This window comes from Streptomyces sp. NPDC090119, assembly GCF_044747085.1.
GTDB lineage: Bacteria > Actinomycetota > Actinomycetes > Streptomycetales > Streptomycetaceae > Streptomyces.
Genome location: NZ_JBIVDK010000009.1, coordinates 59,058 through 73,706 on the forward strand (window position 1 = coordinate 59,058; position 14,649 = coordinate 73,706).

The 14,649-nt window shown below is 72.0% G+C and carries 12 protein-coding genes; 4 read left to right on the forward strand and 8 right to left on the reverse strand.

Annotated elements, in window-relative coordinates:
* Positions 1–37: 37 nt before the first annotated feature.
* Positions 38–1,342 (reverse strand): M50 family metallopeptidase, encoded by a 1,305-nt coding sequence (locus ACIPPM_RS30330; protein WP_401453566.1) that lies wholly within the window; start codon positions 1,340–1,342, stop codon positions 38–40.
* On the reverse strand, positions 1,339–2,607 hold the full coding sequence (gene dxr / locus ACIPPM_RS30335; RefSeq protein ID WP_401453568.1) for a 1-deoxy-D-xylulose-5-phosphate reductoisomerase: 1,269 nt from the start codon (positions 2,605–2,607) through the stop codon (positions 1,339–1,341). The genes ACIPPM_RS30330 and dxr overlap by 4 nt, the downstream gene beginning before the upstream one ends.
* A 198-nt stretch (positions 2,608–2,805) precedes the next feature.
* Here dxr and ACIPPM_RS30340 point away from each other — a divergent pair, with 198 nt between their 5' ends.
* The 3 genes from ACIPPM_RS30340 to ACIPPM_RS30350 all read left to right on the forward strand — a co-directional run bounded on the left by ACIPPM_RS30340 (position 2,806) and on the right by ACIPPM_RS30350 (position 3,983).
* Positions 2,806–3,264 carry a lamin tail domain-containing protein gene (locus ACIPPM_RS30340; RefSeq protein ID WP_401453570.1) on the forward strand — a complete coding sequence of 153 codons (459 nt, stop codon included), beginning with the start codon at positions 2,806–2,808 and terminating at the stop codon, positions 3,262–3,264.
* Between the two features lie 93 nt (positions 3,265–3,357).
* Positions 3,358–3,567, forward strand: a complete 210-nt coding sequence (locus tag ACIPPM_RS30345) for a type II toxin-antitoxin system VapB family antitoxin (protein WP_161189590.1) — start codon at positions 3,358–3,360, stop codon at positions 3,565–3,567.
* On the forward strand, positions 3,564–3,983 hold the full coding sequence (locus ACIPPM_RS30350) for a PIN domain nuclease (protein WP_401453572.1): 420 nt from the start codon (positions 3,564–3,566) through the stop codon (positions 3,981–3,983). The genes ACIPPM_RS30345 and ACIPPM_RS30350 overlap by 4 nt, the downstream gene beginning before the upstream one ends.
* 4 nt (positions 3,984–3,987) lie before the next feature.
* Here ACIPPM_RS30350 and ACIPPM_RS30355 read toward each other — a convergent pair whose 3' ends face one another.
* The 3 genes from ACIPPM_RS30355 to ACIPPM_RS30365 form a co-directional block, all read right to left on the reverse strand.
* Positions 3,988–5,925 (reverse strand): acyl-CoA dehydrogenase family protein, encoded by a 1,938-nt coding sequence (locus ACIPPM_RS30355; protein ID WP_401453574.1) that lies wholly within the window; start codon positions 5,923–5,925, stop codon positions 3,988–3,990.
* Between the two features lie 148 nt (positions 5,926–6,073).
* Positions 6,074–6,925 (reverse strand): formate/nitrite transporter family protein, encoded by an 852-nt coding sequence (locus ACIPPM_RS30360; protein ID WP_401453576.1) that lies wholly within the window; start codon positions 6,923–6,925, stop codon positions 6,074–6,076.
* Between the two features lie 175 nt (positions 6,926–7,100).
* A complete protein-coding gene (locus tag ACIPPM_RS30365; RefSeq protein ID WP_401453578.1) occupies positions 7,101–8,561 on the reverse strand; it encodes an MFS transporter in 1,461 nt (486 codons plus the stop codon).
* Positions 8,562–8,643: 82 nt separating this feature from the next.
* On the opposite strand from ACIPPM_RS30365, the gene ACIPPM_RS30370 reads away from it, so the two are divergent.
* Positions 8,644–9,060, forward strand: a complete 417-nt coding sequence (locus tag ACIPPM_RS30370; protein ID WP_401453580.1) for a winged helix-turn-helix transcriptional regulator — start codon at positions 8,644–8,646, stop codon at positions 9,058–9,060.
* Between the two features lie 64 nt (positions 9,061–9,124).
* Here ACIPPM_RS30370 and ACIPPM_RS30375 read toward each other — a convergent pair whose 3' ends face one another.
* From ACIPPM_RS30375 to ACIPPM_RS30385, 3 genes are all read right to left on the reverse strand, one after another.
* Entirely contained in the window at positions 9,125–10,570 is a 1,446-nt protein-coding gene (locus ACIPPM_RS30375) for an aldehyde dehydrogenase family protein (protein WP_401453582.1), read from the reverse strand.
* A 133-nt stretch (positions 10,571–10,703) separates the two neighbouring features.
* Positions 10,704–12,287: a PucR family transcriptional regulator gene (locus ACIPPM_RS30380; protein WP_401453584.1), complete on the reverse strand. Its 1,584-nt coding sequence runs from the start codon at positions 12,285–12,287 to the stop codon at positions 10,704–10,706.
* Between the two features lie 121 nt (positions 12,288–12,408).
* A complete protein-coding gene (locus ACIPPM_RS30385) occupies positions 12,409–14,532 on the reverse strand; it encodes an ATP-binding protein (RefSeq protein WP_401453586.1) in 2,124 nt (707 codons plus the stop codon).
* Between the last annotated feature and the right edge of the window lie 117 nt (positions 14,533–14,649).

A 14,649-nucleotide genomic window follows, 5' to 3' on the forward strand; every position in this document is an offset into this window, starting at 1 on the left:
CCAAATGGTTCCGGGCCGTTTTCCTGGTGGGAGCCGTCTAGGAGATCCGTACCGGGTTGACCACGTCCGCGATGAGCACGAGCACCGTGAAGCAGACGAAGATCCCGGCCACCACGTAGGCCACCGGCATCAGCTTCGCCACGTCGAACGGGCCGGGGTCGGGGCGGCGCAGCAGCCGGGCCACCTGGCGCCGCAGCGACTCCCACAGGGCGCCCGCGATGTGCCCGCCGTCGAGCGGGAGCAGCGGGAGCATGTTGAAGAGGAACAGCGACAGGTTGAACCCGGCGACCACCATGACGGCCATGGCGACCTGCTGGGAGGCCGGGATGTGCAGCGTGGCGATCTCGCCGGTGACGCGGGCGGCGCCGACGATGCCCATCGGGGAGTCCGGCTCGCGCGGGCCGTCACCGAAGGCGGCGTTCCACAGGGCCGGGATCTTGCCGGGCAGCGCGGCGAGGGAGTGGACGGCGTTGCCGACCTGGTCGCCCATCCAGACGACGGAATCGCCGAAACCGAGCTGGGTGACGCCGCTGGCGGCGCCGAACCCGAGGAAGCCCGCCTTGACGTACTCGCCCCGGACGTAGGCGCCACTCGCGTCCTTCTTCGCGACCAGGTTGGTGGCGATGGTGGCGTGCAGGGTGAGCCGCTCGCCCTGGCGCTCGACCACGATCGGGACGTTCTTGCCCGCGCTGGTCCGAATGAGGTCGGACAGCGTGGCGAAGTCCGGCGTCGGCTTGCCGTCGAAGGAAACGATCTTGTCCTTGTTCCTGATCCCGGCGGCCGCGGCCGGGGAGGGCGGGTCCGACTTCCGGCAGCTGTCCCGGCCCTCGCTCTGCGCCACGACGCACTGCGAGACCGAGGCGACCGAGTTCGTCTGCTGCTGGATGCCGAAGCCCATCAGCACGGTGAAGAACAGGCCGACCGCGAGCACCAGGTTCATGAAGGGGCCCGCGAACATGACGATGACGCGCTTCCACGGCTTGCGCGTGTAGAACATCCGCGTCTCGTCGCCCGGCTGCAGTTCCTCGTACGCCGCCGAGCGGGCGTCCTCGATCATGCCGCGCCACGGGGAGGTGGAGCGGGCGGAGACCCGGCCCGCGTCGTCCGGCGGGAACATGCCGATCATGCGGATGTAGCCGCCGAGCGGGATGGCCTTGATGCCGTACTCGGTGTCGCCCTTGTGCCGTGACCAGATGGTCGGGCCGAAACCGACCATGTACTGCGGGACGCGGATGCCGAAGAGCTTGGCCGTGGACAGGTGCCCCAGCTCGTGCCAGGCGATCGAGACGAGCAGGCCGACCGCGAAGACCACTATGCCGAGGATGAACATCAAGGTCGTCATGCACGCGCCTCCGCGTCAGTCGTCCGGTTGGTCAGTTCGCGGGCCCGGGCCCGGGCCCAGGTCTCCGCTTCGAGGACGTCCGACACCGTGAGCGAAGTTCCCGTGACCGGGGTGCCGTGTTCCTCGACCACCCGGATGACGGTCTCCATGATCCCGTTGAAGGGCAGAGCGCCGCCCAGGAAGGCTTCGACGCACTCCTCGTTGGCCGCATTGAACACTGCCGGGGCGGTGCCCGCGAGCCGGCCCACGTGCCGGGCGAGGTTCACCGAGGGGAAGGCGTCATCGTCCAGCGGGAAGAACTCCCAGGTGGACGCCTTGCTCCAGTCGAAGGCGGGGGCGGCGTCCGGGACGCGCTCGGGCCAGCCCAGGCCGATGGCGATCGGCCCACCCATGTCGGGGGGCGTCGCCTGGGCGATCGTGGAACCGTCGGTGAACTCGACCATCGAGTGGACATACGACTGCGGATGCACGACCACCTCAATGCGGTCGAAGGGAATGTCGTAGAGCAGGTGGGCCTCGATGACCTCCAGGCCCTTGTTGACCAGGGTCGCGGAGTTGACCGTGATCACCGGGCCCATCGCCCAGGTGGGGTGCGCGAGGGCGTCGGCGACGGTGACGTCCGCCAGCTCGGCCTTGGTCCGGCCGCGGAAGGGGCCCCCGGAGGCGGTGACGACCAGCTTGCGCACATCGGCGCGGTTGCCGGAGGCGAGGGCCTGGAAGAGGGCCGCGTGCTCGGAGTCGACCGGGATGATCTGGCCGGGCTTGGCCAGCGCCTTGACCAGCGGGCCGCCGACGATCAGAGACTCCTTGTTGGCCAGCGCCAGCGTGCGGCCCGCCTCCAGCGCGGCCAGCGTCGGCGCGAGGCCGATGGAGCCGGTGATGCCGTTCAGCACGGTGTGGCAGTCGGAGGCGGCGACCTGGGCGGCCGCGTCCGGGCCCACCAGGACCTCCGGGAGCGGCTCGGTGCCGTACTGCCCGGCCAGGGCCTCGCGCAGCGCGGGCGCCGCGTCCTCGCGGGCGACCGCGACGGTGCGTACCCGCAGCTTGCGCGCCTGCTCGGCGAGGAGGTCCACCCGGCCGCCGTTCGCGGAGAGGGCGGTCACCCGGAAGCGGTCGGGGTTGCGCAGCACCAGGTCGATGGCCTGGGTGCCGATGGACCCGGTGGAGCCGAGGATCACCACGTCCTTCGGGCCGTCGCCCGCGACGGGGTCGAACACGAGGTGCGGGTCGGCGAGCGGGGCGGGGCTGGCAGGGCTGTCGGTCATCCCCCCATTGTGGCCGCACGCGGGGGCCACGAGGACCGCGCGTCCCCCGGCGGGCCGCCGGAGTGGGGCCGCGGTGCGCCGGAAGGTTTCTTCCTTTGTGAATCCCAGGTGAAGATCCTGTGATAACAATTCAGTTGAACGGGTGACCATCATCCCCGTGCAACGCCTTGTGAACGACATCCTTGGGGGGATCTCTTCGTGCGTACCGTGCGCCTTCGCGCCGCCCTGCCCGCTCTCGCGGGCGCGGCCCTGCTCACCGGCACCCTGCTCAGCACCCCGGCCCAGGCGGCCGGCAGCGTCCAGATCCACCGGGTCTACTTCGACAGCCCCGGCAAGGACACCCGCTCCAACTCCAGCCTCAACGGCGAGTGGGTCCAGCTCAAGAACACCAGCCGCTCGGCGGTCTCGCTGAAGGGGTGGGTCCTGAAGGACGCCTCGAACCACAAGTACTCGTTCCCGAACGTGAAGCTCGGCGCCGGGAAGTACCTGAAGATCCACACCGGTAGCGGCTCGGACACCACCTCGGACAAGTACCAGGGCCGCCGCGCCTACGTCTGGAACAACACCAGCGACACGGCGACCCTGACCAAGTCCAACGGCTCCAAGGTCGACACCTGCTCGTGGACGACCCGGGACGGCAGCGACAAGTACTGCTGATTCCCGGCGCGTCCCGGTTCAGGGACGACGGGTCCTGGCGCGGGCTACCATGGATATACAAACCGATCCGCCAGATATACGGAGCGTGTAGCCATGGCCAAGACCTTGATCGACATCGACGAGCAGCTCCTGGCGGACGCGGCCATAGCGTTCGGCACCAAGACGAAGAAGGACACGGTGACGGCCGCCCTGAAGGAGGGCGTGGAACGCAAGAAGCGCGCCTTGGCGCTGGCGTGGCTGGCCGCGCGCGCCGATGAGGGCGACTTCGACATCCTTCTGAACAAGGAGAACTACCGTCGATGACGGCCGCCGAGTTCCTCATCGACACCAGCGCCCTGGTCCGGATCTTCAGGCAGCCGGCCCTCTCACGCTGGGTGAAACCACTGGAGGAGGGCCTCATCGCCCGATGCCCGGTGACCGACATCGAGTTCCTGTACAGCGCCAAGAACAGCGAGCATCGTGAACAGATGGTCGAGCGTCTGGACGCCCTGTTCGGCTGGACCCCGCTCGACGACCGAGCGCTGACCCGCGCGTGGGCCGTTCAGCAGGAGCTCACCGCCAAGGGCACGCACCGCTCGGCGGGCGCGGTCGACCTGCTGGTCGCCGCGACCGCCGAGCTCCAGGGCCTCACCGTGCTGCACTACGACAACGACTTCGAGACCATCGCGTCGGTCACGGGGCAGCGGACCCAGTGGCTGATGGCGCCGGGCACCCTCTGACCGGTCATCCCCCGTACGGGCGGCGGGCGTTGGCGTGCTCGCTCGCGCCCGGGGTGGCGTCCGCGATCCAGACGCCGTCGCCCGAGGGGTCGAGGATGCCTTCCTCCAGCCACTCGTAGGCACCGCCGAGGACGCCCTTGACCACCTTGCGGTCGATGTCGTCGGTGTTGTGCCACAGGCGGGCGAACAGCTCGTCGACGCGGACGCGGGCCTGCTCGCAGAAGGCGTCGGCGAGCTGGTACGCCTCGCGGCCGTGCTCGCCCTCCCGCCGCAGCCGCTCGGCCCGCACGCAGGCCGCGCTCATCGCGAAGAGTTCCGCGCCGATGTCCACGATCCGGCCGAGGAAGCCCTGCTTGGTCTCCATGCGGCCCTGCCAGCGGGTCATGCCGTAGAAGGTCGCTCGGGCCAGCTTGCGGGCGTGCCGCTCGACGAACCGCAGATGCCCGGACAGGTCGATGCCGTGCTTGAACTCGGCGTACGAGGTGGGGAGTTGCCCCGGACCCGCGACGAGCTTCGGCAGCCACTTGGCGTAGAAGGCGCCCGCGCCCGCACCGGCCTTCGCCTTGTCCTGGAGGGACTTCTCCGGGTCGATGAGGTCACCGGCGACCGAGAGGTGGGCGTCGACGGCCTCGCGCGCGATCAGCAGGTGCATGATCTCGGTGGAGCCCTCGAAGATGCGGTTGATCCGCAGGTCGCGCAGCATCTGCTCGGCCGGTACGGCGCGCTCACCACGCGCCGCGAGCGACTCGGCCGTCTCGTAGCCCCGGCCGCCCCGGATCTGGACCAGCTCGTCCGCCATCAGCCAGGACATCTCCGAGCCGTACAGCTTGGCGAGGGCGGCCTCGATGCGGATGTCGTTGCGGTTCTCGTCGGCCATCTGGGAGGCGAGGTCGACGACGGCCTCCAGCGCGAAGGTGGTCGCCGCGATGAAGCTGATCTTGGAGCCGACGGCCTCGTGCAGCGCGACCGGCTTGCCCCACTGCTCGCGCTCGGCGGCCCACTCGCGGGCGATCTTCAGGCACCACTTGCCCGCACCGGCGCACATCGCGGGCAGCGAGAGCCGTCCGGTGTTGAGGGTGGTGAGCGCGATCTTCAGGCCCGCGCCCTCGGGGCCGATCCGGTTGGCCGCCGGGACCCGTACCTGGTGGAAGCGGGTGACGCCGTTCTCGATGCCGCGCAGGCCCATGAAGGCGTTGCGGTGCTCCACGGTGATGCCTTCGGCGTCGGCCTCCACCACGAACGCGGTGATGCCGCCGGGGTGCCCCTCGGACTTCGGCACCCGTGCCATGACCACCAGGAGGTCGGCGACGACACCGTTGGTGGTCCACAGCTTCACGCCGTCCAGGACGTATTCGTCGCCCTCCGGGACCGCCGAGGTGGCCAGGCGCGCGGGGTCCGAGCCGACGTCCGGCTCGGTGAGCAGGAACGCGGAGATCGCGGTGGTGGCGCAGCGGGGCAGGAAGGCGTCCTTCTGCTCCTGGGTGCCGAAGATCTTCAGCGGCTGCGGGACACCGATCGACTGGTGGGCGGAGAGCAGCGCGCCGACCGCGGGGCTGACCGAGCCGACCAGGGCCAGGGCCTTGTTGTAGTACAGCTGGGAGAGGCCGAGGCCGCCGTACTTGGTGTCGATCTTCATCCCGAGGGCGCCGAGCCGCTTGAGTCCGGCCACGACCTCGTCCGGGATACGGGCCTCGCGCTCGATGCGGGCCGCGTCGATCTCCGTCTCGCAGAAGGCGCGCAGCTCGGCGAGGAAGGTCTCGCCACGCCGGACGCTCTCGGCGTCGGGGAGCGGGTGGGGGTGGATGAGGTCGAGCCGGAAGCGCCCGAGGAAGAGCTCCTTGGCGAAGCTGGGCTTGCGCCAGTTCTGCTCCCGGGCGGCCTCCGCCACCTGTCGGGCCTCGCGCTCGGAGACGTTGGTGCGTTGAGTGGTGGGGGCGGACATGAGGCTCACCTCACCGCGAAGAGGGATGGTGGCGGACCGTGGGTAACCGACCCGTTGCTACTGGATCGTTGGTACCTGAATCGGGCGCGCCCCACCACCCCTTGCGCGTCCGTTCAGGTGAACGGACGCGCGGGGGGACGGCGGCTGCTCAGACCGTCTCGAGGGCCGGGGCCAGGGGCTTCTGCCCCTCGGCGGGGCCGTCCTGGGTGGTGGCCGGGGTGCCGCGGCGGCCGGTGAAGGCGTAGGCGACGCCGACCAGCAGTCCGCCGCCGACGAGGTTGCCGAGGCCGACCAGGAGGAGGTTGTGGCCGAAGGCGGCGAGGGTGTCGCCGGGGACGTGCTCGAAGAGACCGAGCGAGAAGGTCGTCATGTTGGCGACGACGTGCTCGAAGCCGGAGGCGACGAAGGCCAGGATGCCCGCGAAGACCAGCATGATCTTGGCGGCGTCGGAGCGGGTGCGCACACCCATCCACACGGTCAGGCAGACCAGGAAGTTGCAGAGCACGCCGCGGAAGAACATCGCCTCGCCGCTCTCGGCCATCTTGGCGGTGAGCATGCCGGTCAGACCGGCCAGGCCGGGGGCGGGCGCTCCGGGGGCGGGGACGACGTCCAGCACCCCGGCCGCGTGGACCAGCCAGGCGAGGGCGACCGAGCCGACCAGGTTGCCGACGAAGGAGCCGACGATCACGGCGAGCGCGTTGACGGGCGAGATGACCCGGCGGAACGCGCCCTGGACCATCGTCATCATGTTGCTGGTGGCCAGCTCGCCACCGGCGAAGATCACCAGCGTCAGCGCGACCCCGAAGACCAGGCCCTGGACCAGCTTGACCCAGGGCGAGTGCGCGGCGCTGAGCGGGCCGGACACGCTGACCATCAGGACGACGCCCATGCCGATGAAGGCTCCGGCGAGCGCCGAGAGGACCAGGTAGCGGCCGGGGGAACGGAGCAGCTTCGCCTTGCTCCGGGCGGTGGCGACCTGCTCGTCCAGGGCGTCTTCCATGGGTATCGGCATGATGCCCTCTCACTTTCCGCGAATGACCGCTCCAGATGCGGCTCGATGCGGAGGGAAGTGTGCGCCCGCGTGCACGAAAAAGTCAAAAGCGCAATCAATGACTCGATAGGCACTGTTTATCGGACTTAAGAGGCGAAACCGATCACGCGATCGGCGATGCCTATCAGTCGGCCTGTACGGCAGGGACCGCGCCGCGTCGGCTCGCCTCTTCGGGCGGCGTGGCCTTGAGCAGGACCGTGCCGATGATCAAGGCGGCCAGGGTGAACCCGGCCGCGGCCACGAAGGCCACGTGGTACGCGCCCACCAGCACGTCCGCCCCGGTCTTCCCCGAGGCGGCGAGGCTGTCGGTGCGCGCGCCGACAAGGGCGCTCAGCACGGTCAGGCCGATCGCGCCTCCGATCTGCTGGGTGGTGTTGAACAGTCCGGAGGCGATGCCGGACTCGGCCGGTGCGACGGCTGTCATGCCGAGTCCCATGACGGCGGGCGCGGCCAGGCCGAAGCCCAGCCCCATGACGAGCCCGGCCGGGAGGAAGTCCACCAGGTAGACACCGTCGACGCGGGCGAACGACAGCATGACGAACGCACCGACGATCAGAGCGAGCCCCAGCAGGAGCATCGCGCGCGGGCCGTACCTGGTGACGAGCCGGGTCGACAGGCCGAGGGACACCGCTGCGATCACCACGGCGATGGGCACGAACCCCATACCGGCCCGGAGCGAGTCGTACCTCAGCACGCGCTGGAGGTAGAGCGTGCCGAAGAACAGCAGGCCGAACATGCCTGCGATCATCAGGAACTGGACGATGTTGGCCGCCGCCAGGCTCCGTGAGCGGAGGAGGCTCAGCGGCAGCAGTGGCCTCGCGGCCGTGGCCTGGCGGACGAAGAACCCGATCAGCAACGCCAGGGACACCGGGCCGAGCAGCAGGGTCCGGGCCGCTCCCCAGCCGACCCGCTCCGCGTCCACGATGGTGTAGACGAAGAGCAGCATTCCGCTGGTGACCAGCACGGCCCCCAGGAAATCGGTGCCCTCGCCCATCCCCTCGCCGCGCTCGCCGGGAAGCGCCCGCATACCGACCAGGACGAGGGCGGCACCGATCGGCGCGTTGATGAAGAAGATCCAGTGCCAACTGAGCAGATCGGTGAGGACACCACCGAGCAGGGGCCCGATCGCGCCGCCGCCCGCGGAGGCGAAGCTGTAGGCGGCGATCGCCTGGGCCTGCTCACGGCGATCGCCGAACACGGTCGCGACCATGCCGAGGATGCAGGCGGAGGCGACCGCTCCGCCGATCCCCTGGAGGAAACGGGCGGCGATCAGCCACGTCTCACTGGCCGCGGCACCGCACAGCACGGAGGAGGCGCTGAAGAGCGCGATCCCGGTGAGGAACACGGTCTTCCGCCCGAGGAGGTCACCGAGTCGTCCAGCGAGCAGGAGGAGCCCGCCGAACGGGATGACATAGGCGTTGACCACCCAGACGAGGTTCTCGGAAGAGAGCCCGAGGTCGCGCTGTACCGCGGGCAGCGCCACGTTCACGATGTTCTGGTCCAGAACGATCATCATCTGGCCGATGCAGAGCAGGACGACGGTGAGCCAGGACGAGGCGCTCTTTCCGGTGACGGACAGGGGCATGCTCGAACCTTCCTTCGGGGCACCATGTGTTACAGCGGTCATCTTCTGTAACCATGGGCCGACCAGGGAAGGAGGCACTTTTATGTCCCGCAGTCACACGGATGTGTCCGAGGAGGTCACCGACGCGGCCTGCCCGCTCGTCGAGGTGATCGACCATGTGGCGGGCAAGTGGAGCATCAGCATCCTGGTCGCCGCCGCACGCGGCCCCATCAGGTTCACCGAGCTGGAACGGGCCGTCGAAGGCATCAGCCGACGGATGCTCACCCTGAACCTGCGCAGACTCGAACGCGACGGGTTGTTGACGAGAACCGTCCATCCCACCGTGCCGCCGAAGGTCGAGTACAGCCTCACTCCCATGGCGCGAGAGCTGTACGCCTACCTGACCGGCCTCGTGGAGTGGGCGGAACGGCACCGCGGCGCGATCGCCCAGGCCCGGACCTCGTACGACGCCACAGCCGCGGCAACGAAGGCAGACCGGCATCCCCGGTTCTCGACGTGACAGAACGGCCGGAGCCCCCGCACAGCGGGCTCCGGCCGTTCCGGGGTGACCTGTCCGTGGCAGGTCAGAGGGCGAGGCCCGTGAGGACCAGGACGCGCTCGTAGGTGTAGTCGTCCATCGCGGAGCGGACGCCCTCGCGGCCGACGCCGGACTGCTTGACGCCGCCGTACGGCATCTGGTCGGCGCGGTAGGACGGGACGTCGCCGATGACGACGCCGCCGACCTCGAGGGCGCGGTGGGCGCGGAAGGCGGTCTGCAGGTCGTGGGTGAACACGCCTGCCTGGAGGCCGTACTTGGAGTCGTTGACCGCGGCGAACGCCTCGGCCTCGCCGTCGACCTTCGTGACGGTGAGGACGGGTCCGAAGACCTCCTCGGTGGCGAGGGTGGCGCCCGCGGGGACGTCGGTGAGGACGGTCGGCGCGTAGGTGGCGCCGTCGCGCTCGCCACCGGTGAGCAGGGTGGCGCCCAGCTCGACGGCCTCGTTCACCCAGGACTCGACGCGCTCGGCGGCGGCCTCGCTGACCAGCGGGCCGACCTCGGTCTTGTCGTCGGCCGGGTCACCGGTGACCTGGGCCTCGACGGCGGCGACGAGGCGCGGCAGCAGCCGCTCGTACACCGCGCCGTCCACGATCACGCGCTGCACCGAGATGCAGGACTGGCCGCCCTGGTAGTTGGAGAAGGTGGCGATGCGGGTCGCGGCCCAGTCCAGGTCGGCGTCGCTCGCCCAGTCGCCGAGGACGACGGCCGCGCCGTTGCCGCCCAGCTCCAGCGTGCAGTGCTTGCGGGGCACCGAGTCCATGATCGCGTAGCCGACCTGCTCGGAGCCGGTGAAGGAGATCACCGGGAGGCGGTCGTCCTGGACCAGCGCGGGCATCTTGTCGTTGGCGACCGGCAGGACGCTCCAGGACCCGGCGGGCAGCTCGGTCTCGGCCAGCAGCTCACCGATGACCAGGCCGGACAGCGGGGTGGCCGGGGCGGGCTTCAGGATGATCGGGACACCGGCGGCGATGGCCGGGGCGACCTTGTGCGCGCACAGGTTCAGCGGGAAGTTGAACGGCGCGATGCCGAGGACGACGCCCTTGGGGAAGCGGCGGATCAGCGCCATGCGGCCCTGGCCGCCCGCGTCGGTGTCGAGCCGCTGGGCCTCGCCGCCGTTGAACCGCCGGGCCTCCTCGGCCGCGAGCTTGAACACGGAGACGGCGCGGGCGACCTCGCCGCGCGCCCACTTGATCGGCTTGCCGTTCTCGCCGGAGATCAGCTGGGCGATCTCCTCGGTGCGCTCGGTCAGCCGCTTCGCGACGTGCTCCAGGGCGGTGGCGCGGACGTGCGCGGGGACGGCGGCGAACTCGTCGCGCACGGCGTACGCGGCGGCCACGGCCTCCTCGACCTGTGCGTCGGTGGGCACGCTGGCCCGGCCGACGACCCGGCCGTCCCACGAGGAGGTGACGTCGAAGCTGTCCTCGCCGGTGGCCTGGCGGCCGGCCAGCCAGAAGGCGTGGGTGGAGGTCATGTGCGGGTCCGGCCCTTCCGTGTCGGGAGTCTGATCTGCGTGATCCACGGTAGGGCGGGCGGGGTCGGGGGTCGCTTGTCCGAGTCGTACGGAAACGGGTGGCCGATGTGCCGGTTCGGCGGAATGGGGTCGGCTACTCCCCCGAGGTGGCCTTCAGGGCCAGCCACAGCTCCATCCGCACGTCCGGGTCGTCCAGGGAACGGCCGAGGATCTCCTCGACGCGGCGCATCCGGTAGCGCAGGGTGTGGCGGTGCACGCCGAGGTCGGCGGCGGCCGCGTCCCACTGGCCGTGCCGGGACAGCCACGCCCGCAGGGAGGCGACGAGGTCGCCGCGCCCGGTGGCGTCGTGGTCGCGCAGGGCCCGCAGCAGGCCGTCCGCGAAGGCGCGTACCGCGTCGTCGGCCAGCAGCGGCAGGACCGAGCCGGTCGCGACGTGCTCGTGCTCGACCAGGACCCGGCCGCGCCGTCGGGCCACGGAGAGTGCCTGCTCGGCCTGCTTGTAGGCGGTGGCGGCCGCGATGGGGCCCGCCGGGGCGGAGAGGCCGACGACGACGTCACCGTCCTCGCCGCCCGCGGACTCCGGGACGAGGCGGGCCGCCTCCAGCGTGTCCGCGTAGGCCGTGCAGGCGGCGACCGCCGTGCCGCCGTCGGTGGCGAGGACCACCAGACGCTCGCCCTCGGGCACGACCAGGACGGATTCCCCGGAGCGGGCGGCGGCGGACTCGGCGGCCTCCGCTAGCGCGTCCAGCGGGTCGCCGCCCGTCCCCTGGCGCGGCACGGCCTCGGCGACGAGCAGCCGGAACGGCGCGTCCAGCAGCCCGCCGTACAGGTCACCGGCGACCGCGCGGGCGTGGTCGGGCTCCCCGGCGAGCAGCATCCGCAGCACGGCCGCGCCGACCCGCTGTTCGGCGGCGTTCAGGGAGCGGGAGCGCTCGGTGGTGAGGGTGAGCAGGGCGATCGCGGAGTGCACGGCGTAGCGCTCGGCGGTGCCCAGGGCGGCGGCGGTGCCGACGGCGAGCGCGGCGCGGGGGCGGCGGCCGGTGCCCAGGGAGTGCAGCTCGATCCGGTCCTCGGTGTCGGGCGCGGCGACCACCGAGGAGGCGGGGGCGGGGCGTTCCCGCAGCCGCTCGACCTCCGCGGTGAGCCGGGCGGCGCGGCGGCCCGCCCACTCGGGCGCGGCGGCGACGACGGCGCCGGACGCGTCGTACAGCGCGGCCCAGCCGTCGACCTGGGCGGCGAGCGCGGCGAGCAGGCCCTCCGGGCCGGTGGTGAGCGCCTGCCGGGTCAGCTCGCGCTGGGCGGCGAAGCCCGCGGTGACGGAGCGGTACTGGTCGGCGGCGATCGCGGCGGAGACGGCCTTGCTGATGGCGAGGAACGGGGTGCGCCGGGGCACCTCCAGCAGCGGCAGCCCCTCCAGCCGGGCGGCCTGCACCAGCGCCTCGGGGATGTCGTCGTAGTTGACGCCGACCGCGAAGCCGAGCCCGACGACACCCGCCCCGGCCAGCCGCTTCACGTACCGCCGCATCGCCTCGGGGTCCTCCGCGTCCAGCTTGAGCGCGGTGATCAGCAGCAGCTCCCCGCCCTCCATGTACGGCACGGGGTCGGCCAGCTCGCTGACGTGCGCCCAGCGGACGGGCACGTCGAGCCGGTCCTCGCCCGCGCGGACGGTCAGCTTGAGCGCGGAGTGGTGGACGAGCGAGGCGAGCGTGGGCGGCATGGGACCTTCAGGTCGGAACGGCCTGCGCGTCGTCGCGCCGACCGGGGGCGGTGATCTTTTGGCCGCCGCGTATGAACGGCCCACCCCGATTCTGCCTCACCGTACGATGGCGGGCCCGCGTTCAGCTCCTCAGGTCCACCAGCAGGGGCGGGGCGTGCTCCCCCCGGACCGTGGTCAGGGAGAGGACCGCGTGCCCCGGGGGGACGGCGTGGGCGAGTTCGGAGGCGGACCAGCGTTCGCGTTCGACCTGGCGGACGGTGACCGCGCGGGCGGTGGGCGCCTGGCCGGTGATGACGCGGCGGAGCATGTGCACGGCCTTGCCCGCCGGGGTCTCCGCGATGATCTGCCGGTCGGTGACGTCGCGGGTCTCGATCCACTCCTTGCCCCACACCTCGGCGAAGTCCTGCCCGTCCCAGGGGGTGAGCCCCGAGAACGCCATCCGGCACCCCGTGGCGCCGAGCAGCGGGCCGCGCAGCGGCCGGGGTACGTCGTCCAGGGTGCGCAGGGTGAGCACGACGCCCGCGTTGGCGGAGCGCAGCCGCTGGATGCCGCGTACGGACTCGGGGGTGACGACCCCGGCCGCCTCGTCCAGCAGCAGGCAGGCGAAGAGGGAGCGGTCCTCGCGGGCGGTGACGGCGGCCGTGAACTGGGCCAGCACCAGCCGGGCCAGGATGCGGGAGGCGTCGGCGTGGCCGCGCTGGGGCAGGTCGATGCGGACGCGGACCGGGTGGTCGAGGGCCTTCAGGGTGAAGGGCCGCGACGCGCCGGAGGTGTCGAAGAAGGCGGCGAACGCGGGCCGGTCCAGCAGCGCGACCCGGTCGGCGAGCACGGCGGCCACGTCACCGGGGTGCGCCTGCTGCCGCTCGCGGGCGTCGAGTTCGCGCAGCAGGGACGCGTGCCCCGTCTCGGTGAGCGCCTTGCGCAGCGCGGCGACCGGGCCGGGGGCGCCGTCGAGGAGTCCGCGCAGCTCGGGGACGGAGGGGAAGCGCTGGTGCACGGCGCGGAAGGGGCCGAGCAACTGCGCGAGGACGGTGGTGGAGCGGCGGCTGTCCGAGCCGGGGTGCGCGTCGGCGAGGTCGCCGACGAGGGCCTCGGCCAGTATCGCGGCGGCCTCGTCGGGGTCGGTGGTGCCGCCGTAGAGGTCGAGGTCGTACACGGAGTCGGGGTGCCCGACGCGGACCACCACGTCGTACGCCTCCGCCGGGCCGATCCCGGCGCCCGCCGCGCCGACGCTGACCACGGCGGCGCGTCCGGCGAGCGCGTGCAGGCAGAGGGACTCCGCGAGCGGCCGGACGAGGCTGCCGGTCTTGCCGGAGCCCGCCGGGCCGACGGCGACCAGGGAGGTGCCGAGCAGGTCGGTGCCGAGGGCGAGTCCGGCACCCCGGTACTGGTAGGGGTTGCGCGGGTCGTCGGCGGCGGTGCCGAGCCGGACCTGGCCGGTGAGCAGGTCGTGCCGGGCCTGCCGGGCGGGCAGGTCGCGGTCGCCGGAGGGGTGCGGGCAGGCGGCGGAGCCGTCGCGCAGGACGGCGCCGGTGAACGCGGCCAGCGTGTTCGCGCCGGTGCGCACGCCCTGCCAGGCGCGGCCGATCCGGGCGTGGTCGACGTCCCGCATCAGCCCGGTGCGGGCCTCGGCGGCGAGCCGTTCGGCGGCCTCGTGGGCGCCGTGGGCGCGCAGCTCGGGCCAGTCGGCGGGGTCGGCGCCGGGCGCGGGCGGCGGCGGTTCGGCCGGGGTGGCGGTCTTCAGCCACGCGGGCGGCCCGAAGCGACGCCAGACCTCGCCCCAGCGCCCGATCCGGGCGACCACGAAGAGGATGGCGAGGGCGATGAGGGTGTAGTACGAGTACCAGAGGACGGCGTTGCCGACGCGGTCGTTGCCCTCGCGCCAGGAGTCCGGGGTGAACAGCTCCAGCGGGAGCACCCACCAGCCGCCGAGGTAGCCGTTCCACAGCAGGGACCACACCAGCCAGCCGACCAGGAACGCGATCACGGCCCCGCTGAGCAGTTGGCGGGCCGGGGTCAGCTCGGGCTCGGTCTCGGGCCGGGGCCGGTGCCCGAGCCGCCAGACGCCGGGCGCGGCGGTGGGCCGGGCTGCGCGCAGCCAGGTGAGGAAGGCCGAGCCGTCCGGGCGGGGCGGCGCTCCGGGTGGCATCGTGGGCATGGGTGGCGGGCCGTCCGGGGGCCGCGTCGGGCGCGGCACCGGGCCGGTGTGGGTGGCCCGCGTGTCCCGCGTACCTTCGCTGTCCATCGCCCTGCCCCCTGACCAGCCGGTCCGTCACCGTCAGCGAGTCAATCTAACGCCCCCGCAAGGGGAGTTCACCGTTTACGCGGCCGACGTCCGATCTCCGGCCGTGCCGAGGGCCCG